At 48.0% G+C, this 19661-nt stretch carries 19 protein-coding genes; 7 read left to right on the top strand and 12 right to left on the bottom strand.

Translation table 11 applies throughout. The features are described 5' to 3' along the window. Nucleotides 1-19 precede the first annotated feature (19 nt). Nucleotides 20-1357, bottom strand: a complete 1338-nt coding sequence (locus DWV53_RS02260; protein WP_259318890.1) for a DUF6080 domain-containing protein — start codon at nt 1355-1357, stop codon at nt 20-22. A gap of 229 nt (nt 1358-1586) precedes the next feature. On the opposite strand from DWV53_RS02260, the gene DWV53_RS02255 reads away from it, so the two are divergent. Then, complete coding sequence (locus DWV53_RS02255; RefSeq protein WP_118151390.1) at nt 1587-2456, top strand: beta-1,6-N-acetylglucosaminyltransferase; 870 nt, start codon at nt 1587-1589, stop codon at nt 2454-2456. Between the two features lie 3 nt (nt 2457-2459). Here DWV53_RS02255 and DWV53_RS02250 read toward each other — a convergent pair whose 3' ends face one another. The 11 genes from DWV53_RS02250 to DWV53_RS02200 form a co-directional block, all read right to left on the bottom strand. Further along, nucleotides 2460-3899 carry a DUF6080 domain-containing protein gene (locus DWV53_RS02250; protein WP_118151388.1) on the bottom strand — a complete coding sequence of 480 codons (1440 nt, stop codon included), beginning with the start codon at nt 3897-3899 and terminating at the stop codon, nt 2460-2462. A gap of 31 nt (nt 3900-3930) precedes the next feature. Continuing rightward, on the bottom strand, nt 3931-4368 hold the full coding sequence (locus DWV53_RS02245; RefSeq protein WP_006847981.1) for a GtrA family protein: 438 nt from the start codon (nt 4366-4368) through the stop codon (nt 3931-3933). A 52-nt stretch (nt 4369-4420) separates the two neighbouring features. Further along, on the bottom strand, nt 4421-5401 hold the full coding sequence (locus tag DWV53_RS02240) for an acyltransferase family protein (protein WP_118151387.1): 981 nt from the start codon (nt 5399-5401) through the stop codon (nt 4421-4423). A gap of 122 nt (nt 5402-5523) precedes the next feature. Further along, nucleotides 5524-6165: a haloacid dehalogenase-like hydrolase gene (locus DWV53_RS02235; RefSeq protein ID WP_118151385.1), complete on the bottom strand. Its 642-nt coding sequence runs from the start codon at nt 6163-6165 to the stop codon at nt 5524-5526. Nucleotides 6166-6169: 4 nt separating this feature from the next. Then, a complete protein-coding gene (locus tag DWV53_RS02230; protein ID WP_118151383.1) occupies nt 6170-7075 on the bottom strand; it encodes a decaprenyl-phosphate phosphoribosyltransferase in 906 nt (301 codons plus the stop codon). A gap of 34 nt (nt 7076-7109) precedes the next feature. Further along, nucleotides 7110-8120, bottom strand: a complete 1011-nt coding sequence (locus tag DWV53_RS02225; protein ID WP_022120352.1) for an acyltransferase family protein — start codon at nt 8118-8120, stop codon at nt 7110-7112. Between the two features lie 167 nt (nt 8121-8287). After that, nucleotides 8288-9433 (bottom strand): acyltransferase family protein, encoded by a 1146-nt coding sequence (locus DWV53_RS02220; protein ID WP_118151381.1) that lies wholly within the window; start codon nt 9431-9433, stop codon nt 8288-8290. Nucleotides 9434-9435: 2 nt separating this feature from the next. Next, nucleotides 9436-11343, bottom strand: coding sequence for a phosphoethanolamine transferase (locus tag DWV53_RS02215; protein WP_118151379.1), 1908 nt, complete (start codon nt 11341-11343; stop codon nt 9436-9438). A gap of 55 nt (nt 11344-11398) precedes the next feature. Next, nucleotides 11399-11971, bottom strand: a complete 573-nt coding sequence (gene nadD, locus DWV53_RS02210) for a nicotinate (nicotinamide) nucleotide adenylyltransferase (protein ID WP_117728062.1) — start codon at nt 11969-11971, stop codon at nt 11399-11401. 3 nt (nt 11972-11974) lie between these two features. Further along, a complete protein-coding gene (gene gmk, locus DWV53_RS02205; protein ID WP_118151377.1) occupies nt 11975-12550 on the bottom strand; it encodes a guanylate kinase in 576 nt (191 codons plus the stop codon). Between the two features lie 90 nt (nt 12551-12640). Next, nucleotides 12641-13519, bottom strand: coding sequence for a YicC/YloC family endoribonuclease (locus DWV53_RS02200; protein WP_022120347.1), 879 nt, complete (start codon nt 13517-13519; stop codon nt 12641-12643). A gap of 91 nt (nt 13520-13610) precedes the next feature. Between DWV53_RS02200 and tsaB the strand changes: the two genes are divergently transcribed. The 6 genes from tsaB (at nt 13611) to rseP (ending at nt 19583) form a co-directional block, all read left to right on the top strand. Further along, nucleotides 13611-14303, top strand: coding sequence for a tRNA (adenosine(37)-N6)-threonylcarbamoyltransferase complex dimerization subunit type 1 TsaB (gene tsaB, locus DWV53_RS02195; protein WP_040553267.1), 693 nt, complete (start codon nt 13611-13613; stop codon nt 14301-14303). A 29-nt stretch (nt 14304-14332) separates the two neighbouring features. Next, nucleotides 14333-14932, top strand: a complete 600-nt coding sequence (locus DWV53_RS02190; RefSeq protein ID WP_006847970.1) for a DUF4290 domain-containing protein — start codon at nt 14333-14335, stop codon at nt 14930-14932. A gap of 30 nt (nt 14933-14962) precedes the next feature. After that, nucleotides 14963-16273 (top strand): UDP-N-acetylglucosamine 1-carboxyvinyltransferase, encoded by a 1311-nt coding sequence (gene murA, locus DWV53_RS02185; protein WP_118151375.1) that lies wholly within the window; start codon nt 14963-14965, stop codon nt 16271-16273. A gap of 83 nt (nt 16274-16356) precedes the next feature. After that, entirely contained in the window at nt 16357-16878 is a 522-nt protein-coding gene (gene rimM / locus DWV53_RS02180; RefSeq protein ID WP_117728768.1) for a ribosome maturation factor RimM, read from the top strand. Nucleotides 16879-16951: 73 nt separating this feature from the next. Further along, nucleotides 16952-18112 (top strand): 1-deoxy-D-xylulose-5-phosphate reductoisomerase, encoded by a 1161-nt coding sequence (locus tag DWV53_RS02175; protein WP_118151373.1) that lies wholly within the window; start codon nt 16952-16954, stop codon nt 18110-18112. 88 nt (nt 18113-18200) lie between these two features. After that, complete coding sequence (gene rseP, locus DWV53_RS02170) at nt 18201-19583, top strand: RIP metalloprotease RseP (protein WP_118151372.1); 1383 nt, start codon at nt 18201-18203, stop codon at nt 19581-19583. The last annotated feature ends 78 nt before the right edge of the window (nt 19584-19661 follow it).

The following is a 19661-nucleotide window of genomic DNA, read 5'->3' as shown; positions in this document are numbered from 1 at the left end:
TTTAATCTAAGATACTTTTTTATCTTGTGAGATACTCGAATATCAGCGTGCTGTTATAGAAGAACAGGAAGATGGTGATAACTGCGAGTGTTCCACGAAGATAAGGCAGATATTTCTCCTTACAGTTTCTGATGATATATCCGATACAGATCGGAATGATGAATGCCCAGTGGGCAGCCATGATATAAACCTCGTTCAGTCCGAATCCCATGACCAGATGAATGAAGGCGTCGCATGCCACCCATGAGGCAGTGAGCCAGAGAAAGGCCGATCTTCTTCCCATCCAAAAGCCCATACACAGCAGAATTACGATGATACCCTCTATGATATAAGGAACGGGTGTCTGGTATTTCACGAATATCGGGCGGTGGCTGTGGATATCTTCCAGCAGATGTTCTCTGTGCAGGATAAGCGATTCGCCAAAAACGTTTTCAACCAATGATTCAGAACGGGAGATAGACATATCTGCCCATGAAAGCATGCCTCGTTTCTGGATATTTTTGCCAGCGATGGCCTTATCGTGTTTTTGCTTCTGTTCCATTTTAGCCCTAAAAGTACTGTCTTTCGCAGCTTTCTGAGCCACGAGCCGTTCTCCTTCCAGACGGTTCGGAATGATGAAAGCCTTGTTCTGATAAATGCCTGCAGCACCTATCAGGAGGGTAGGCAAGATGATGCCCAATGCCAGATATTTCGGGCGGAAGAGTTTTTTCCCATTGGTAAAGAGGGCGGCAAGGAAGGTCTTGGCGCCATTGCTCAGCGTGATGCCTGCCGTGAAGAAAAAGAGCAGGGCTGTTTGCCACCAAGGCATGCTGCGGTGTTCCTGCTGCTGTTTGCCTGCCAGATAAAGTGTCATTGACAGGAAGAAAAGCGACATGCCGAAATGGTCATCCACAAAGGTGGCGAGCAGCACGTAGGCAAAGGAAAAAAGCATCGCTGTGAGCACATTGCTGTCTATAGCCTTCAGCTGCATTACCTCTCTGAAGATTCTTCTGAAGAAGAGGGTGGAGTAGGTGGAGAAGAATGTCATCATCACCGCCACGATGGTAGTTGCCCAGTTGCGGGAGGTGAGTTCTATCAGCCAGCCATTCAGTAGCGAGAAAGGATAGAGGAAGAAAGGGAGCATGGGATGGCGATACTCCGTGTAATACACCTTCCACTTCGAGAGGGTAAGGTAGGTGTAGGGGTCGAAACCTGAAATCTGAAAGTTCTTGGTGAAGAGCGTCCAGAATCCTGCTTTCGGTTTGCCGAAATCATCAAAATGATAGGTTATCATCAGCACATTGAAGGCGATGATAACAATGAGTGTAATCAAGGCAAAGAGCCTTTCTTCTTTTTTAATTCTAAATATATTGTTCATTCTCTGATTATTTTTTTTGCTGGGCTGATGCATGCCGCATCTCCTTCTTAGCGCTGCAAAAGTAATTGTTTTTTCTGAATATTCAAAAAGAAAGGCTCTATTTTGTGTCTTTTTTCTGATAAAAACGGAGTTTTATTTTGTATTCTCTTTTATTTGGTGTATCTTTGTCGCAATGATGATGAAAAAGTCATCAGGACGGACAGTTGGATAATAAAGATAAATAATGACAATGAAACATGCTTTTTTGATAATGGCTCATGGCAGTTTACCGCTTCTGAGGGTATTGCTGTCGATGCTCGATGATGAGCGCAATGATATATTTCTGCATATCGACCGGAAGTCGGATATGCTGGATGGTGCTGAACCGCTGGTTCTTTCCAAGGCACGCCTCTTTTTATTGGAACAGAGGGTGGATGTGCGTTGGGGAAATCTGAGCCAGATTAAGGCGGAGTATGTGCTTTTCGAGGAGGCTTTGAAGCATGGACCTTATGCCTACTACCATCTGCTGAGTGGTCAGGATTTACCTATCAAATCGCAGGATTACATCCATCAGTTCTTTGAGGAGCATCAGGGTAAGGAGTTTGTGGGCATCAATCATGGTGAGGAATTTGAATGGGATTGCCGCCGGAAGATGATGCGTTATTGGCTATTTACCAGTCTTACCCGCTCGAAGTATGGGGCTTTGAATGCCATTACCAGGCGACTGAACAAATATCTTTCGATGCTGCTCATGCCGTTCCTGCATCGCCAGAAGATGGATTTTGCCAAGGGTGCCAACTGGGTGAGCATCACGCAGGCATGCGTGGAGTATGTTGTGATCCAGAAGCCGTTTGTATTGAAAAGATTCAATTATACCTTCTGCCCTGATGAGTTCTTCCTGCAGACCCTGGTATGGAATCATCCCGATTTCCGGGCCGCCTTGTACTCAGAAAAAGATGAATATGAGGGCTGCATGCGACTCATTGACTGGAAACGGGGCAATCCATACGTCTGGACTTTGGCAGACAAAGAGGAGCTGGAACAAAGCAACCGCCTCTTTGCCCGTAAGTTTGATATGGAGCATGAGGATATCATCCGTTGGATCAAGGCTTCTTGCTAATATTTATCCTAGCATGTAGCCTACCAGCAGATATCCGTTGCTTATCCACAGATAGAGGGTGATGGCGAGCATCAATCCTCTGAAGGCCCATTTCAGGCTCTTTCCTTTTGCCTTGAGCGCCAGGAAGGCGATGGCGATAGGAAGGGCATACATATAGTGGGCAGTCATGATATATACCTCGTTGATACCGAAGCCCAAACCGATATGGAGGGCAGCATCCATCAGGAAGAATGTCAGGGTGAGCCAGAGAAACTTTGATTTTCTTCCGGCAAGGATGCCAAGTAAGAAAAGCACAACGATGCATGCCTCTACCACATAATTGACCGCAGACTGGTATTTCACGATAACCGGACGGTTGCGCAATACATCGCCCAGAAGGTTCTGCTGGTGCAGCATGATGCTTTCACCAAAGAAATTCTCGACCAGAGTTTGTGAGCGGGAGGTCGTCTTGTCGGTCCAGTTCATGAATTCGCCCTTGGCGATAGGCTTGCCCGTGTTCTTGTTCCATATCTGTTTATGGTCACGAACATATTTGGCATGCGCTTTATCCTTGATGATTTTCCTGACGGCAGCTTCTACCTTTGCCGAGTCTTTCACGTCAGTGCTGTCGCGGTATTGCTGGTAAATCTTGGCTGTGGCTTCCTTGTTTTTCTTCATCTTAGCCTCGTGTCTTGCCATCTCCTTAGGCCATACGAAGGTGCGGTATTCCCATCTGGCGAAAGCCCACATGAGAGCAGCAGGAAGGATGACTCCTATCAGGAAGTATTTGATACTGAAGAACTTTCTGCCATTGGTGAAAAGGGTGGCAAGATAGGTCTTCAGACCATTGTTGAGCGATACGCCCGCTGTAAATACAAAGAGCAGGATAGTCTGCCAGATGGTAAGTTGTCTGCCTTTCTTCATGCATACGCCTGTGATATACAGGGTACAGAGGAGTATGATCATCGACATGATGAAATGGTCGGGTACCATCGCTGAAACCATCACATAGGCAAAAGAGAAATAGAAGGCAGAGAGCAGATTGGCATCAAAGCGCTCTGTACCAATCACTTCTCTGAATATACGATAAAGAAAAATGAAGGAATAGAAGGCGCAGAACACCAGGATAGCTCCCACGACAAACTGAACGCAGTTGATGCCAGTAAGCATTATCAATCCTTGATTTATCTGATTCGGGATATACATGAAGAACGCCAGCAGCGGGTGGCGATATACGTTATATTCTGTGTCCCAGTGAGATACGATGCTATAGGTAAGCGGGTCGAAACCTGCCACATGGAAGGTCTTGACAAAGAGTTTGTGATAATTATCTGTAATCTGCGAGAACTGGCTGTGGTATTTGATGACAGTCAGGGCATTGAGAGCACATGCTATGATGAGTGCGACGAGTGCTGAAACTCTTTCTTCTTTCTTGATTTTAAAAATATCGAATATCTTTTTCATATCTTTCTTTTATCGTGTTTTGGGAATCCCCTTATTTCTTCAGGAAGAACCTTACCAGGAGGAAGTTTACCGGGATGCAGATGCAGAGGGTGGGTATCATAGCCAGTTGTTTGGCTAGACCCAAGCCTACGAAGAGGTTGAGGCAGAGGGTCTGCATCGAGTAGTTGACGATGTGGGAGAGGGTGAATCCTGCTCCGCGCTTGGCATTCGCCTTTACCTTGAAGGTATAGCGGGTGCTGGCGATGAAATTGAAGATGAAACTCACTATGTAGGCGATGGTGTTGGCTGTGGTAGCCAGGCTGTGGTCGCCCATGTTGGGGATGAAATGGGCCAGTGCCGGCATCATAGCCAGGTAGATGACATATTGCAGTACCGTAGCCAGTCCGCCTACGATTCCGAATCTGATGACTTCGCCCAGCTTCTCTCGCTTGGCATCATCCATATTATTTATCTTGTTCTTGATATTCATGTTGCAAAAGTACTTCAAAATCTCCAAATTACCAAATATATCGTGGTATTATTTATCTCAGCATCTTTCCTTTTCCGAAGAGATAAGCCAGATGGGTCTTCTCCATCATTTTGGCGATGCCGATGCTTCCGGCAATGGCGATGAAGATGGTAACGAGGGCAAAACAGATTTCGCTCCTGTCCCAGTTAAAGAGGGGATGATAGAACTTGGCTGCCATCGTAAAGATGGGGTGGAAGAGGTAGATGGGCAGCGTGTTGCGACCCATATATAATAAGGTGTCTTCTGTCTTTCGGACGCTGACATTATCCTGTAGGCGTTTGATGAGGCTGTGTATCCACATCAGGGATGAAATGCAGCACCAGCAGGAGAAGACGATGGCGAGCGTGCCCCAGTCATACCATTCTTCCAAGCCCAGCAAATTGATCCAGAGCAGCAGGGCAACCGGTGAAGGACGGAAAATTCTGTCAAAGCCGATATGGCATTGTCTGAGTACCGCTCCGATGAAATAATAGGTGGCGGCACTGGGCGAAAGAGCGGGTGTATTGGACAGGAGCAGGAGTAGGGTGGCGAAGATAAAGAGGCTTGTGGTGGTGCTCATCGTCGTTTTTCCCTGTCTGAGGGTTCCCCAGGTTGCTCCCTTGAAACTGACGTAATAGAGAATGCCGCAGATAATCATGGTCTGGATGAACCAATAGGGACCGATGGAAGTAACGAATATCTTCTCACAAATCTGAGAGAGTGACAGTTCCGTGATGCCATCTCTCACCGGCATGAAATAGGAGAGGACAGAGAAACCGGTCACCATGATGACGTAAGGCAAAGCGAGACACATCAGGTATCTTCCCATCTCCTTTGAGCTTTTCTCAATATTCACGAGATAGCCAGTGATGATGAGGAAGGTAGGCATCATGAACGAGAGAATGCCTGCCTTGAGCTGGGGGTATGCGTTGCCGAAGCTCACGATATGAATCAATATCATGAGAATAATGAGTATGGCTCTTATCCAGTCGATGTCTGTATTCCTTTGTTTCATAATAAGTTAATGTGTTGTAAGTCAGTAAGTTGGTATACTTGATACGGCGTTTCGACGTACATGGGTACTTGGCAAGATGGTTCGCGACTCCGTTAGGCTTTCCTGTCTTCCGTTATGCGTTTCTAAATTCTGAAGGGCTTGTAATGTCCTTTGTTGGCGAAGGCGAGCATCTCCTTATCGCCTCGGCTGTCGCCAAATGCTTCTATCTCGTATTGCGCGCGGTCGAAAGATAATGAGAGGGTACCGTAGGCATTGGCGGAGGTGGTCAGTGCCTCGCAGATGCGGTGCACCTTTTCCTCGCCATAGCAGTTGTTGCTCTTGAACTTGCCGGTAAGTCTGCCGTCAATCACTTCTATCTGGGTACCTAAAACCCTGACTCCATCTAGGCCGCGAACTTTAAAGAACGGGCGGACCCAATTGTCGATGCTGGCACTCACGATGAAAACCTGAGCACCTGCAACCAGGGCTTCGTGTACCAGCGTGACACCTTTGGGGCGCAACAGATGCTGGTATTCTTCGGCAAAATCGCGGCAGAGCGCATCAAACTTCTCGATATGCATGCCGGCAAAGAGATGGGCAAAGATGAGTTGCTTCGCCTTCCAGTTGGGAAAGAGATGCAACTTCATCAGTACCAGGAGCGGACTGTACATCAGGAAAACCATCAGAAACCGACCGGTACCCTTGGCATATCTGATGAATTCCAGCAGGGTATCGCTTGTTGTCAGCGTTCCGTCGAAATCGAAACAATATAATTTTTTCTTCATTTTCTTATACGATATAAATAAGGATCAGGAAGGAGAGCAACCAAGCGAGCACGATAAACTGGGTGATGCGGTCGCGCAGGATAATCTTCGTAGGGTCACCACTCTTCTGGTCTACCACAGCTATCTGGATGTATCTCAGCAAACCTACCAGCACAAAGACACTCGTAAGATAGAGATAATCAGTATGGAAATTATCAATTACCTCCGGACTCACCGTATACATGATGTAACATACCAGGGTTACGGAAGCCGTAATCGTGATAGCCTGGTTGATGAAGGTGAGGTTGTAGCGGATGGTATTCTTGCGGGGAGCCTCGCCCGTCTTCTCCATGCGCAGCACATCATCGCGGCGCTTGGCAAAACTCATGAAGAGGGTGATGAGGAAGGTCATCAGCACAATCCACTTACTGAGTACGATGCCCGTAGCTACACCACCTGCCAGCAGACGGAGTACGAAACCGAAAGCCACGATACACACATCGATGATGGCATATTGCTTGAATTTGGCGCAGTAGCCGAGATTCAGAAGCCAATAGAAAATGATGATTCCCATCGTCTCCCATGATCCGAGCAGGCTGCATATACCCATAGAGAGGGCAAACATCAGGAACATCAGTCCGTATGCCTGTTTGATGCTGACCGCCCCCGATGCTATCGGACGATGGCACTTGACAGGGTGGCGGCGGTCAGCCTCCACATCAAAGATATCGTTGAAACAATAGATGCTTGATGCGGCAAAACTGTAGGCGAAGAAAGTAATCAGACCCGCCAGCAGAGCATCTGTATGCAACAGGGCGCCGCCAAAGAACAGCGGTAAGAAGATAAAGCCATTCTTGATCCATTGTTTCGGGCGAACCAGTCGCAGCAGCGCAGCAAACCCTTTACTGTCTTCCAATTTATTCTCGTTCATAAAACTCCAATTTTCTTAATAAATAAACTCCTTTTTACTTGATAAACTTAGCTAACTCTTTAGAAATCCATCCGGCTATCTTGCTCAGAATCCATGCTGCAGGCAGGGTGATGCCTATGCAGATGAAGAAGGTAGGCCAATAGCCCAAGTGATGCGGTTCTAGGTATTTCAGCACGAAGTGGATATGGAGCAGATAACACTCCAGGCTCAGCGCTCCCACAAACATGAACCCCTTGTTAAACCAGCTCGGTGTGCGGCGGAAGATGCGGTTCAGCAGCAGGATGCTGGTGATGGTGAGCGGGATATAGAGCATGCGTTCCAGGAAGAGCGGAAACATGCCATGCTTCTCCTGTTCCAGGAAGATGCTCGCCAGCAGCGTCATCAGGAACATGAGCCATATCATCCATATCGAAGCGCCGTCGAGCGTCTGCTTCTGTCTAACCATCTCACCCATGTTGATGCCGATGAAGAAGATAGGCACGCGGCTCCAGAAAATCTCCAGGTGTCCTACAGCCTGATGTATCGGGGTAACATATTGTACCAGGATGCACCACATAATCATTACCACCGGCAGCCAGCGGTAGATAGGATGGCGCTTGATGAGTTCCATGTAGGCAGGGGCAAAGAGATAGAGCATCATCGTAGCCGGGATGTACCAGAAGTTGAGTTCATCATGCAGCCAGAACCCCCAGTTGATGGTTATCTCGCCAAAGAGATAGATCCAGTTCCAGGTGCTTCCGCCCTGGAAAGAAGGGATATAGAAGAGGCAGGCTATGATGAGCCAGGTAGGGTAGATGCGCAGATAACGGCGGATGAAGAAATGCTTGGCAGAAGGATTCTTCATCCACGAGAACCAGAGACCTATTCCGCTGAGAAAGAGGAACATGTCTACACCGACATTGCCCATTCTGCGAAGCCCGAAAAAGGCATCTTCTCTAGGCAATGCCACATGAAAGAGGATGATGAACAGCATGGCTGCTCCCATCAACTCGCCGCGAAACCGGCTGATATTCGCCAGTTCTATATCTTTAATCTTCCAATTCATGCTGGTATTTCTTTTTTGTTTATTATGGGGGACAGGCGATGGAATCGCCTGGAACGGGGGCGCGCTTGCTGCTTTCTTTCTTGCTGCTTGCTTCTTCTTCGTTCTTTCTTCCTTCTCCCTTTGTTCTTGCTTTTTCCTTTGTTCTTCCTTCTTCCTATTGAAGAGGGTTAGGGCTTCGGGTTTGGAATCTTCTTCATCAGTTGGGTGAAGAGCCAAGCCAGGCAGATGCTCGATATGATGTAGAGGAGCAGACCAGCATAGATGTCGCCCTGACGGCTGATAGGGATGAATATCTTGCGGGTGATAGGGTGGCATACGAAGAGGGCGACGGAGATGCTGCCCATCCACTCTAATACCTTGTAAATACCTGATAACCAGCTGATGTTCTGGAGTAGGTCGGCTACCAATACGCTCAGCAGACAGAAGAAGAAAGGCACGAAGGTCCAGCCTACCATGCTGCCGCTCAGACTGTAGATAAGCGATAAACAGAAGATGCAGCCAAAGAAGTTGGTGATAGGCGAATGGAACGTCATGAGTATCTTTTCGCCATATCTGGCATAGAGTATGCCCAAACCGAATGGCAGCATGCCGCCCATAAAGTTGTAGCGGTAGCGGTTCATCACTTCACTCTCCGGATTGTCAAAGCCCAGGAGGAGCTGGATGACGATGCAGATGGCCATCAATCCTACGGTCCAACCCCAATGGCGGCGATAGAGCAGCAGTCGATAGACGATGTAAAGTTGCAGCATCAGACCAAAGAACCAGTACGGACCCGGCCAGATGATGTTATCCGGATTTGGCAATACATTGTTGAACATGCCCATCATCGCAACGATGTCGAGTGCTGCATAGTGGTGAGAGCCAGGCGTGATAAGGTCGAGCATCGTGAATGCCACGAAACCTACTATCATCATCTTGAAGAGCTTCAGATAGTGATAGCGGATAAAGTGGAGCGGTTCGCGCCAGTTGATGCTTCCTGTAAGTTTCTTGCCCGAGATGTTGTACATTCTGGTCTGCTGTTCGGTAGAGAGATGAGGTTTAGCCTCGTATTTCATCACCAGTCCGTAAGCACTCAGGAAGAGGAATACGGGCACACCGTAATGGCCGAAGAACGAGAGCAGGTGTACAGGCAGGTTGAGGTCCATGCTGACCATTACCTGGTTCAGCCAGTCAACATTGTGCTGGAAGTATTGATACTCGTTTTCCTTGACAATAGGTCCCAGCCAATGGCAGTAGTTATGCAAGAAGATGCCGATGATGGCGAGTCCTCTCAGGGCATTGCATGCCGGGCGTGATAGAATAGCACTATTCATAATCAGTTTCTCCTTTCTTTCTTTTTTACCTTTTTACTTTCTTCCTTTTTTATCTTTTCCAGATGCGCATCACGAAGTTTGTCGTAATCGGCAGAGTTTTTGAGAATACGTGGCCGCATCTCGTCATATTTCGAACTCAGGATGTTATATTCCTCCTTATAGGTAGGTGTCTCAATGCCAGCCAGATACAGCAGGAGATGAGGCAGGGCATCGGTCATGAAGCGCTTGTTCTTAGCCTTGCGTATCTGACGGTAAATATCGCGGTGGTTCCTGATATATTTTGGCGAACAGTATATCCAGAACGGAATTTCAAACTCATAGTGAGCTAGCGGCCAGTCGATTTCTGCAGAGTGGTTACGGCAGATGAAGCCACGGTTCTCTTCGTAGCATTCCTCGCCATGGTCGGGCACGTAGATAACGATGGCATCCTGCTTCTGGAAACGCTTTACAATCTGGGCTACGATAGAGTCGTTGTAGAGGGTGGCGTTATCGTAATGACTCAGCATCTTGCGCTGGGCATTGGTCAGTTCAGGACGCTTGTCTTCATAACTGCTTGCCCAGAACCGTGCTTGCTTTGTGCGGTAGCGCTGCTTATAGTTTACATGCTGGCCCATCAGGTGGAAAATGGTGAGGTTGTGCTCCTTCTGGAAGTTCTTCAGACTGTCATCATAATCCTTCAGCAATCCGTCGTCCAGGTCGTGTAGCTGGGTGTTGCGATGATCGAACTGGAGTTTGCTCAGTTCCGGGTTGTTCAGGAAGAAACCGCCGCTGAAGTCGTAAACCGCCTCCTTTGCCTGTGGCAGGAATTCGTTGGTGATGAAGGTTACATTGTAGCCTGCCTTTCGGAACACTTCAGGGAAGAGCGGATAGTCGCACCATTCGCCTTTCTCGCCTACCACATGGGTAGAGAGCATGTTCTTGAAAACGAAACTGGTCAGGTTCCAGCAGGTTACCACATCGGTAAACTTGGTGAGCTTGCGCGATTTCTCCAAGGCTACCTGCTGTGGAGTGGTATCCATGAAATAGCCGTACTGCTGGGAATGATGGCGGCCGAAGCTTTCGCCGATAATCAGCACGATGTTTGGCGAGCGGTAGCTGCAGCTGTCAACCTTCACATCGTGGGCAGCATGAATGAGTTGGGTAATCTGATGCGCAGCCAGCTGGTTGGCATAGATACTGAATTGGAGTCGGTAGATTGGTAGATAGAGTACAGCATGATCTTTTTCTGTCAGGATATGCTCTACTTCGCCTATCGTCCTACCATTCATGAGTTTATGGTAAGCCATCTTGTTGTGCCAGGAGGTGCAGCATCCTATGATGAAGATGGTGAGGCATAGGATTCCGAAGCTGGCAGGCATGGCTGCAGTCATGCGGGGGATAGCCATCAGCCGTTTCTTGACAGAAGCCAACTCCAGAACGGTAATGATGAAAACGTATAGCTTGATGAGTTGCTTGCGGAAGATGGCGATGAGAATCTGGATGAGAGCCAGAAGCAGGATCCAGCCCACACTACTGAAGAGAACTTCGGCAGAGATGAGGGCTGAGAGGAAACTGCTAGCCTCCGAACTGTTGGTCTCGCCCACCAGCATCAGCATAGAAGGGTTGAGCGTAGAGCCGAAATTCACGTAGCAATAGGTGTCGGCGGCAGCTGTACTATATAATATAAGGTATAGTACGGCACGCAGACCCCAGCGCACCTTCTTGGGGAAGATGGCGATAACGGCACACACAACATAGAGGTCGACAAAGAGTTCCAGGAACAGGTTGTCGTATAAAGTCCCCTTGGCAGGTGTAGTCACGATAGAACTGATCATGCCCAGCAGGTACATGAACACAAAGAAGTTGGCATTTCTGCGAATCGGCGCAGAAGCCACGTTCAGACACTTCTTAATGATTTCTTTCCAACTCATTTTTTGCTGTTTGTTGTTTAAATATGATTTTAAGCGTTTTCGGAGAGAGGGATGCTTAGAGCTGCCTGTAGTTTCTGACAGCCAGTTGTTCGATGCATTCCGGCACCATTCCCCTGATGCTTTCCTCCTCTTTGATACGCTTTCTGATTTCCGTGCTGCTGATGTTGAGCAGTGGAGTTTCTACGATGGTAACGCCTTCAGGCACATTGCCTATGCTGGCTCCCTGGCGCGGATAAACCACGATGGGATAGTGGGCTAGGATGTCGTCGTGGTGGTACCACTTGTCGAAAGCAGCCCAGTTGTCGCCACCAATCAGCAGGGTGAACTCGTTTTCCGGGTAATCCTTGCTGATGGCTTGCAGCGTGTGCCAGGTATAAGATGGCTTAGGCAGGCGGAACTCGTAGTCGCATGCCTTCAGTTGTGGCTCGTGCTCCAGCGCTTTTTCTACCATTTCTAGGCGCAGCTGGTCGTCGAGCAAGTCGGTAGCGGTCTTCTTGAATGGGTTCATGGGCGAAACCATGAACCACACCTCGTCCAGGCAGGCCTTCTCGCAAAGGCTTTTCGCCAATGCGATATGGCCCGTATGGATGGGGTTGAAGCTACCGCCAAAGATTCCTACCTTCTTCATTTCTTACTCTGCGTCTAGGAAGGTCTTGACGAGCTGATAAACCTCCTGCTGAGCCTTCTCCAGGTCATCGTTTACGACCACGTGGTCAAACTGAGGGGCAAAGGTCAGCTCATAGCTTGCCTTGGCAAGGCGCTGCTCAATCACCTCAGGCGCATCAGTATTGCGGCCAACCAGACGGCGGCGCAATTCTTCTACCGAAGGTGGCTGGACAAAGATGCTCAAGGCACGCTCTCCATAAAACTTCTTGATGTTTACACCACCCTTCACGTCAACATCGAAAATCACCGACTCGCCCTTGGCAAGCTGGTTTTCTACCTGTGACTTCAGGGTGCCGTAGAATCTGTCCTGGTAAACCTCCTCATACTCCAGGAACTCGTCAGCCTCAATCTTAGCCTTGAATTCCTCTGGAGAGAGGAAGAAATACTCTACACCATTCTGTTCTGTACCGCGCGGAGCACGAGAGGTGCAGCTGATAGAGAAAGCCAGCTTCAATTCCGGGTGCTCTTTCATCAGCCAGTTTACGATGGTGCTCTTACCGCTGCCCGATGGGGCGCTGAAAATTAACAATCCGTTCTTCATTTTACTTTGAACTTTGAATATTGAACTTTGAACTTTATGATTAGTAAAGCAAATGAATTCTTCACTTTTCACTCTTCGTTCTTCACTTTATTAAAGAGCATTCAGCACCTGCTCCTTGATCTGCTCCAGTTCGTCCTTCATCTTCACCACGATGTTCTGCATCTCAGCCTGGTTGCTCTTAGAGCCGGTGGTGTTGATTTCGCGTCCCATTTCCTGTGCGATGAAACCGAGTTTCTTTCCTACACCATGACCTTCCTCATTCATGGTCTCGCGGAAATACTTCAGGTGGTTGGCAAGGCGCTGCTTCTCCTCGCTGATGTCGAGCTTCTCGATGTAGTAGATGAGTTCCTGCTCCAGGCGGTTCTTGTCGTAATCTACATTCGGAATCTGCTGCAGACCGTTAACGATGTTCTGTCTGATCTTCTCCACGCGAGCCTTCTCGTATGGTTCGATGCTAGCCAGGAGAGTCTGGATGTTATCCACCTTCTCTGTGAATTTCTTCTGAAGAGCGGCTCCTTCCTGCTTGCGGAAGGCTACGAGATGGTTCACAGCCTCGCAAATTGCATTTTTTGCTACTTCCCACTCCTCATCGCTCAATTCTTCCACATCCGTCTTCGTTGTTACATCAGGAAGACGCAACAGAGTGCTGTACCAGTCGGTTGGCTCAGGAATGCCTGTTTCAGCCGAAATCTTCTTGATTTGCTGGTAATAATTCTGTACAAGCGCCGCGTTGATAGGAGTGGCATCTGTAGTAGCATCCTTATCAATCCAGATGGCGAAGTCAACCTTGCCTCTTTCTAGATTTTTAGAGATATACTGACGGATTTCCATCTCCTTCTCTCTATAGAGCGGAGCAATACGAGTAGAGAGGTCAAGAGTCTTGCTATTTAATGACTTTATCTCTACATTAATCTTCTTTGTTTTAAAGGCCGCGGTAGCTTTTCCGAAGCCTGTCATTGACTGTATCATATAATCTTTCGCGTTAAATTTCTGCAAAAGTACAAAAAAAAGCGAGAAAATGAGTATATTTGCACCTTATTTAAGAATATATTTTTTAATTATGTCGTGTATTTTGAATATTGAGACGAGTACGGACGTGTGCTCAGTGGCAATTAGTGATAGTGGACAGGTGATTTTCAACCAGGAAGATCACACAGGTCCTAACCATGCTGTTAAGTTGGGTGTGTTTGTGGATGAGGCTCTTGATTTCCTCGATTCTCATGGTCTTCCGCTGGAGGCTGTGGCGGTAAGTTGTGGTCCGGGTTCCTATACCGGATTGCGTATCGGTGTGAGTATGGCGAAGGGCATCTGTTATGGTCGCGGTGTGAAACTCATCGCTGTTCCAACACTCGAACTGATGGCAGTGCCTGTATTGCTTGGCGAACATCCTGAGGAGGAAGACGCTCTCATCGTACCTATGCTCGACGCCCGCCGCATGGAGGTATATGCCGAAGTGCTCGACCGCGCCCTGAAGGTGGTTCGCCCTATTCAGGCTGATATTGTGGATGCTGATACCTACAAGGAATATCTGGACCAGCATCATGTGTACTTCTTCGGAAATGGCGCTGCCAAGTGTATGGAGACCATCAACCATCCGAATGCTCACCTCGTAGAGGGCATTGAGCCTTTGGCTAAGAATATGGCTCCGCTGGCAGAGAAGCGTTTTGTAGAGGGCAAGTTCGAAGATGTGGCATATTTCGTGCCTTTCTATCTCAAGGATTTCGTGGCTAAGATGCCAAAGAAACTGCTCTAGAATTATTGATTATATAAAATGTTGTAAGAATGAATATAGAAGGATTAGACTATAATACCCAGAGAGCTAAGCTCATTCTGCCTGAGTATGGCCGTGAGATTCAGCAGATGGTAGACCATTGTCTGACGCTTACCGACCGTGAAGAGCGCCAGCGCTGTGCAGAGACCATTATTGCAGTCATGGACCGTATGTTCCCTGAGAACAGAGGGGTAGAGGATCATGAGCAGAAACTCTGGGACCAGCTTGCCATCATGAGCAATTTCCAGCTCGACATCGATTTCCCTTATGATGTATCGGATGCTGTGAAGATAGCAACCAAGCCGGAGCCTTTGCCATATCCTATGCAGCACATCCCGGTGCGCCATTATGGAGCTATGCTCTTCGAGATTTTCGAAAAGCTGAAGACGATGGAACCAAGTGAGGAGCGCGATAAACTCGTGGAGCTTACTGCCAACCAGATGCATCGCGACCTGGTAACCTGGAGTCATGGCTCCAGTGATGTAGCCAAGGTCGCTTCCGATCTGGCACGTTTTACCGATGGCAACATCCAGCTCGATCTCGATACCTTCGTTTTCGAGAAGATTGAGGCGCAGCCTAAGAATGTAAATAATAATAAGAAGAAAAAGTAATCCACATTATTATATATAGTAGACAAGCTTATGGAGTCTTTCATCATAGAGGGCGGTCATCCGCTCAAAGGTACTATCACACCTCAGGGCGCCAAGAACGAGGCGCTGCAGGTTATCTGTACCACAATCCTTACCGACGAGCCTGTGCGCATCACCAACGTGCCGGACATCCTGGATGTGAACAACCTGATTAAGTTGCTCCAGGAGATAGGTGTCAAGGTAACCAAGCACAGTCGTCACGACTATACATTCCAAAGTGATGAGTTGAAACTCGATTATCTCGACAGTCTGGAGTTTGTGAAGAAATGTTCTTCTCTTCGTGGTAGTGTACTCATGATAGGTCCGCTGCTCGGTAGATGTGGCAAGGCTACCATAGCTCAGCCGGGTGGCGATAAGATAGGTCGTCGCCGTCTGGATACCCACTTCCTGGGCTTCAAGTATCTGGGCGCCAACTTCGTTCACGATGATGAGCGTAATGTTTATCAGATACAGGCAAAGAAGCTGAAGGGCTGCTATATGTTGCTCGATGAAGCTTCGGTTACCGGTACCGCCAATATCATCATGGCATCAGTATTGGCAAAGGGCACTACCACCATTTATAATGCAGCTTGCGAACCATATATCCAGCAGCTCTGCCATCTGCTCAATGCGATGGGTGCTCAGATCAGCGGCATCGCCAGCAACCTGCTCACCATCGTGGGTGTTGATAAACTGCATGGTGCCGAGCATCGCATCTTGCCTGATATGATTGAGGTAGGTTCGTTCATCGGCATGGCGGCAATGTGTGGCGAAGGTGTGCGCATCAAGAATGTGTCTGTCAAGGATTTGGGTATTATTCCTGATGCATTCCGCCGCCTGGGTGTGAAGATAAAGATAGAGGACGATGATCTTGTGATTCCAGAACAGAAACATTATGTCATCGATTCATTTATTGACGGCACCATCATGACGCTTTCCGATGCCCCTTGGCCAGGACTCACTCCAGACCTTCTCTCCGTGCTCCTCGTAGTGGCTACCCAGGCTCGTGGCAGCGTTCTCTTCCATCAGAAGATGTTCGAGAGTCGCCTCTTCTTCGTGGATAAACTGATTGATATGGGTGCGCAGATTATTCTCTGTGATCCTCACCGTGCTGTGGTGGTTGGTCATGACCATAAGATCAAACTGCGTGCTGGCAGAATGACCAGTCCTGATATCCGTGCCGGTATTGCCCTGCTGATTGCTGCCATGAGTGCCAATGGTACCAGCCGCATTGCCAATATCGCCCAGATAGACCGTGGTTATGAGGATATCGAGCATCGCCTTAATGCGCTGGGTGCCAAGATTACCCGTGTCAGTGAATAGATAAGTGAAGAACGAAGAGTGAAGAATTCAACGGCTTTACTAATCATAAAGTTCAAAGTTCAAAATTCAAAGTTCCAAGTAATATGATTAGACGTGACGAAGTATATAAAATAGGTAAGTTGGGAAAACCTCATGGCGTGAAGGGCGAGATAACTTTCGCCATTACAGATGATGTTTTCGACCGTGTAGATGCCGAGTACCTGGTACTCGACATCGATGGCATCCTCGTGCCTTTCTATTTAGAGGAATATCGGTTTAAGAACGATGAGAATGTGCTCGTGAAGTTTGAGGATATCGATACCCAAGAGCAGGCACGCAACTATACCGGTTGCGAGGTTTTCTTCCCACGTCATCTCTCTGACAGTGATGAAGAGAACATGAGCTGGGCAGAAATCATCGGTTTCCATCTGGTAGATGCCGTAAGCGGCAAGGTGGTAGGTACCATAGAACATGTAGACGATTCTACCCTCAATCTTCTTTTCGAGGTAACAACCGATGCAGGTGATGAAATCCTGATCCCTGCCAGCAACGACCTCATCGAAGAGGTGAGTGCTGAAAAGAAAGAAATCAGAATGGCGATTCCGGAAGGATTGCTCGACTTATAAAGTGAAGAGTGAAGAATTCATTTGCTTTACTAATCATAAAGTTCTAAGTTCAAAGTTAATAATTTCAAAGTAAATGAAGAAACAACAGATATGTATTCTCGGTTCTACGGGAAGTATCGGTACACAGGCGCTTGATGTCATCGAGCAGCACAGTGACCTTTACGAGGTATATTGCCTCACCGCCAACAACCGAGTGCAGGAACTTGCCGAGCAGGCTCGCAAGTTCCATCCGGCTGCTGTGGTCATAGCCAATGAGGCTCGCTACGAGGAGTTGAAGGATATGCTCAGTAATGAGCCTGATATCAAGGTTTATGCCGGTGCTCAGGCGCTTTGCGATATCGTACAGGCTGAGCCTATAGATATGGTGCTGGCTTCCATGGTAGGCTTTTCGGGCCTGGAACCAACCATCCATGCCATCAAGGCGCGCAAGAAGATATGTCTTGCCAACAAGGAAACGCTGGTGGTAGCGGGTGAGCTGATCTGCAATCTTGCACAGGAATATCATGTGCCTATCCTCCCTGTTGACAGCGAGCATAGTGCCATCTTCCAGAGTCTGGTGGGTGAGGGCGACAACGAGGTGGAGAAGATTCTTCTGACCTGTTCGGGCGGTCCTTTCCGCAATTATACCCACGAGCAGTTGGAGAAGGTGACTGCTGCCGATGCCCTCAAGCATCCTACCTGGGATATGGGCGCCAAGATAACCATCGATTCGGCTTCGCTCATGAACAAGGGCTTCGAGGTGACAGAAGCTAAATGGCTCTTTGGGGTTCCGGCTGATAAGATAGAGGTGCTTATCCATCCGCAGAGCGTTGTGCATAGTGCCGTTCAGTTTGTTGATGGTGCTGTCAAGGCTCAGTTGGGTGTGCCAGATATGCGTCTGCCTATCCAGTATGCCTTCTCTTTCCCTCAGCGTCTGCATCTGAATGGCAATCGTCTCGACCTCTTCAAGACGCAGGATTTGCAGTTCTTCAAGCCTGACTATCAGAAGTTCAAGTGCCTGCAACTGGCTTTCGATGCCATCAGAAAGGGTGGTAATATGTCGTGTATCGTGAATGCTGCCAACGAGATAGTGAATGCCGGCTTCCGCAAAGGTGAGTGTGGCTTCCTTCAGATGGCTAATATCATCGAAGAGACGATGGCGAAGGCTACTTTTGACAGTAATCCCGACCTCGATGTCTATCTGCAGACCGATGCTGAGGCTCGCCGCATAGCTACAGAACTGATGCACAAGTAATAGTTTATAGTTAATAGTTAAAATGAACGTAGGATATAGGGCTCATCATAAAGTTCAAAGTTCCAAGTTCAAAGTTCAAAGTAAATAAATGGAAGTATTTTTGATCAAAGCGTTGCAGCTGATGCTGTCGCTTTCCATCTTAGTGTTGCTCCATGAGGGCGGACACTTCTTCTTCTCCAAACTCTTTGGTGTAAGAGTGGAGAAGTTCTATCTATTCTTCGACCCTTGGTTCCATCTCTTCGAGTTCAAGCCAAAGAATTCGGATACTACCTATGGTTTGGGATGGTTGCCGCTCGGAGGATATTGTAAGATTTCGGGTATGATAGATGAAAGTTTCGATACCGAACAGATGAAACAGCCGGAACAGCCATACGAGTTTCGCAGCAAACCGGCATGGCAGCGCCTGCTCATCATGATAGGTGGCGTGCTGGTTAACTTCGTGCTGGCTCTCTTCATCTATTCCATGATTCTGTTCCATTGGGGCGACAATTATGTGGCTACCCGCGATATGAGTTATGGTATGAAGTTCAATACCGAGGCAAAGGCATTGGGCTTCCAGGACAAGGATATTCTGGTAAGCACCGATCTGGGTGAGTTCAAAACCTTTGATGGCGATCTGTATCGTAATCTCTCAGAGGCTAAGCAGGTCAATATCATCCGTCAGGGCAAACCAATGACGCTTAATCTGCCTGGTGATCTCAACATGCTCGATATGATTAAGAGCAGTCCTCGCTTCGTAGATGTGTATGTACCGCTGCAGATTGATAGCGTGATGAAGGATTCACCTGCCAGCAAACTCGGTTTGGCAAAGGGTGATAAGATTCTTGCTATTAATAATAAAAAGGTAGTCTCTTTCAACGAATTTCAGATTGAATTGGGCAGAGTAGAGGATGTGCTTGCTTCGGCTGAAACGCCGCAGGATAGTGCCAGAGCACTTACAGCTCAGGTTACTTATCTCAAGGCTTCTGGCGATACCGTCAAGTCGAGTGTTCTCCTGAAATCTACCGAAGAGGGTGTGAAGTTTGGTTTCTACAATCATCCTGTCTTGCTCGATTATAAGATTACTCATGTCAACTATGGCTTCTTCGAGAGTTTCCCTGCCGGCATCAAATACGGCTGGAATGTCTTGGCCGGTTATGTGGGCGATATGAAGTATGTCTTCTCTAAGGAAGGCGCTAAGAGTCTGGGTGGTTTCGGTGCGCTGGGCAGTCTCTTCCCATCTGTATGGGATTGGCATGCATTCTGGCTTATGACAGCGTTCCTGAGTATCATTCTTGCCTTCATGAACATTCTTCCTATCCCTGCTCTTGATGGTGGACATGTGTTCTTCCTTCTCTATGAGATTATCACAGGTCGCAAACCGGGCGATAAGTTCATGGAGCGTGCTGAGTATATTGGTTTCGGCATACTGATTCTTCTGCTTGTCGTTGCCAATCTGAACGATGTATTGCGACTCTTCGGCATCTTGTAATGCCGGGGAATCGCGAAAATAAAGGTCTAAAAAAAAGGAGGGTGTGTCATAAGTCTATGGCGCACCCTTTTCGTTTTT

The organism is Segatella copri (assembly GCF_003465495.1).
GTDB lineage: Bacteria > Bacteroidota > Bacteroidia > Bacteroidales > Bacteroidaceae > Prevotella > Prevotella copri_G.
Note: the sequence above shows the minus strand (reverse complement) of the source record. Positions and strands in the feature narration are given on the sequence as shown.

What these genes read in the sequence shown, in the direction of transcription:
- DWV53_RS02260 (WP_259318890.1), bottom strand. Translation starts at nt 1,357, where the DNA reads ATGAACAATATATTTAGAATTAAAAAAGAAGAAAGGCTCTTTGCCTTG.
- DWV53_RS02255 (WP_118151390.1), top strand. Translation starts at nt 1,587, where the DNA reads ATGAAACATGCTTTTTTGATAATGGCTCATGGCAGTTTACCGCTTCTG.
- DWV53_RS02250 (WP_118151388.1), bottom strand. Translation starts at nt 3,899, where the DNA reads ATGAAAAAGATATTCGATATTTTTAAAATCAAGAAAGAAGAAAGAGTT.
- DWV53_RS02245 (WP_006847981.1), bottom strand. Translation starts at nt 4,368, where the DNA reads ATGAATATCAAGAACAAGATAAATAATATGGATGATGCCAAGCGAGAG.
- DWV53_RS02240 (WP_118151387.1), bottom strand. Translation starts at nt 5,401, where the DNA reads ATGAAACAAAGGAATACAGACATCGACTGGATAAGAGCCATACTCATT.
- DWV53_RS02235 (WP_118151385.1), bottom strand. Translation starts at nt 6,165, where the DNA reads ATGAAGAAAAAATTATATTGTTTCGATTTCGACGGAACGCTGACAACA.
- DWV53_RS02230 (WP_118151383.1), bottom strand. Translation starts at nt 7,075, where the DNA reads ATGAACGAGAATAAATTGGAAGACAGTAAAGGGTTTGCTGCGCTGCTG.
- DWV53_RS02225 (WP_022120352.1), bottom strand. Translation starts at nt 8,120, where the DNA reads ATGAATTGGAAGATTAAAGATATAGAACTGGCGAATATCAGCCGGTTT.
- DWV53_RS02220 (WP_118151381.1), bottom strand. Translation starts at nt 9,433, where the DNA reads ATGAATAGTGCTATTCTATCACGCCCGGCATGCAATGCCCTGAGAGGA.
- DWV53_RS02215 (WP_118151379.1), bottom strand. Translation starts at nt 11,343, where the DNA reads ATGAGTTGGAAAGAAATCATTAAGAAGTGTCTGAACGTGGCTTCTGCG.
- nadD (WP_117728062.1), bottom strand. Translation starts at nt 11,971, where the DNA reads ATGAAGAAGGTAGGAATCTTTGGCGGTAGCTTCAACCCCATCCATACG.
- gmk (WP_118151377.1), bottom strand. Translation starts at nt 12,550, where the DNA reads ATGAAGAACGGATTGTTAATTTTCAGCGCCCCATCGGGCAGCGGTAAG.
- DWV53_RS02200 (WP_022120347.1), bottom strand. Translation starts at nt 13,519, where the DNA reads ATGATACAGTCAATGACAGGCTTCGGAAAAGCTACCGCGGCCTTTAAA.
- tsaB (WP_040553267.1), top strand. Translation starts at nt 13,611, where the DNA reads ATGTCGTGTATTTTGAATATTGAGACGAGTACGGACGTGTGCTCAGTG.
- DWV53_RS02190 (WP_006847970.1), top strand. Translation starts at nt 14,333, where the DNA reads ATGAATATAGAAGGATTAGACTATAATACCCAGAGAGCTAAGCTCATT.
- murA (WP_118151375.1), top strand. Translation starts at nt 14,963, where the DNA reads ATGGAGTCTTTCATCATAGAGGGCGGTCATCCGCTCAAAGGTACTATC.
- rimM (WP_117728768.1), top strand. Translation starts at nt 16,357, where the DNA reads ATGATTAGACGTGACGAAGTATATAAAATAGGTAAGTTGGGAAAACCT.
- DWV53_RS02175 (WP_118151373.1), top strand. Translation starts at nt 16,952, where the DNA reads ATGAAGAAACAACAGATATGTATTCTCGGTTCTACGGGAAGTATCGGT.
- rseP (WP_118151372.1), top strand. Translation starts at nt 18,201, where the DNA reads ATGGAAGTATTTTTGATCAAAGCGTTGCAGCTGATGCTGTCGCTTTCC.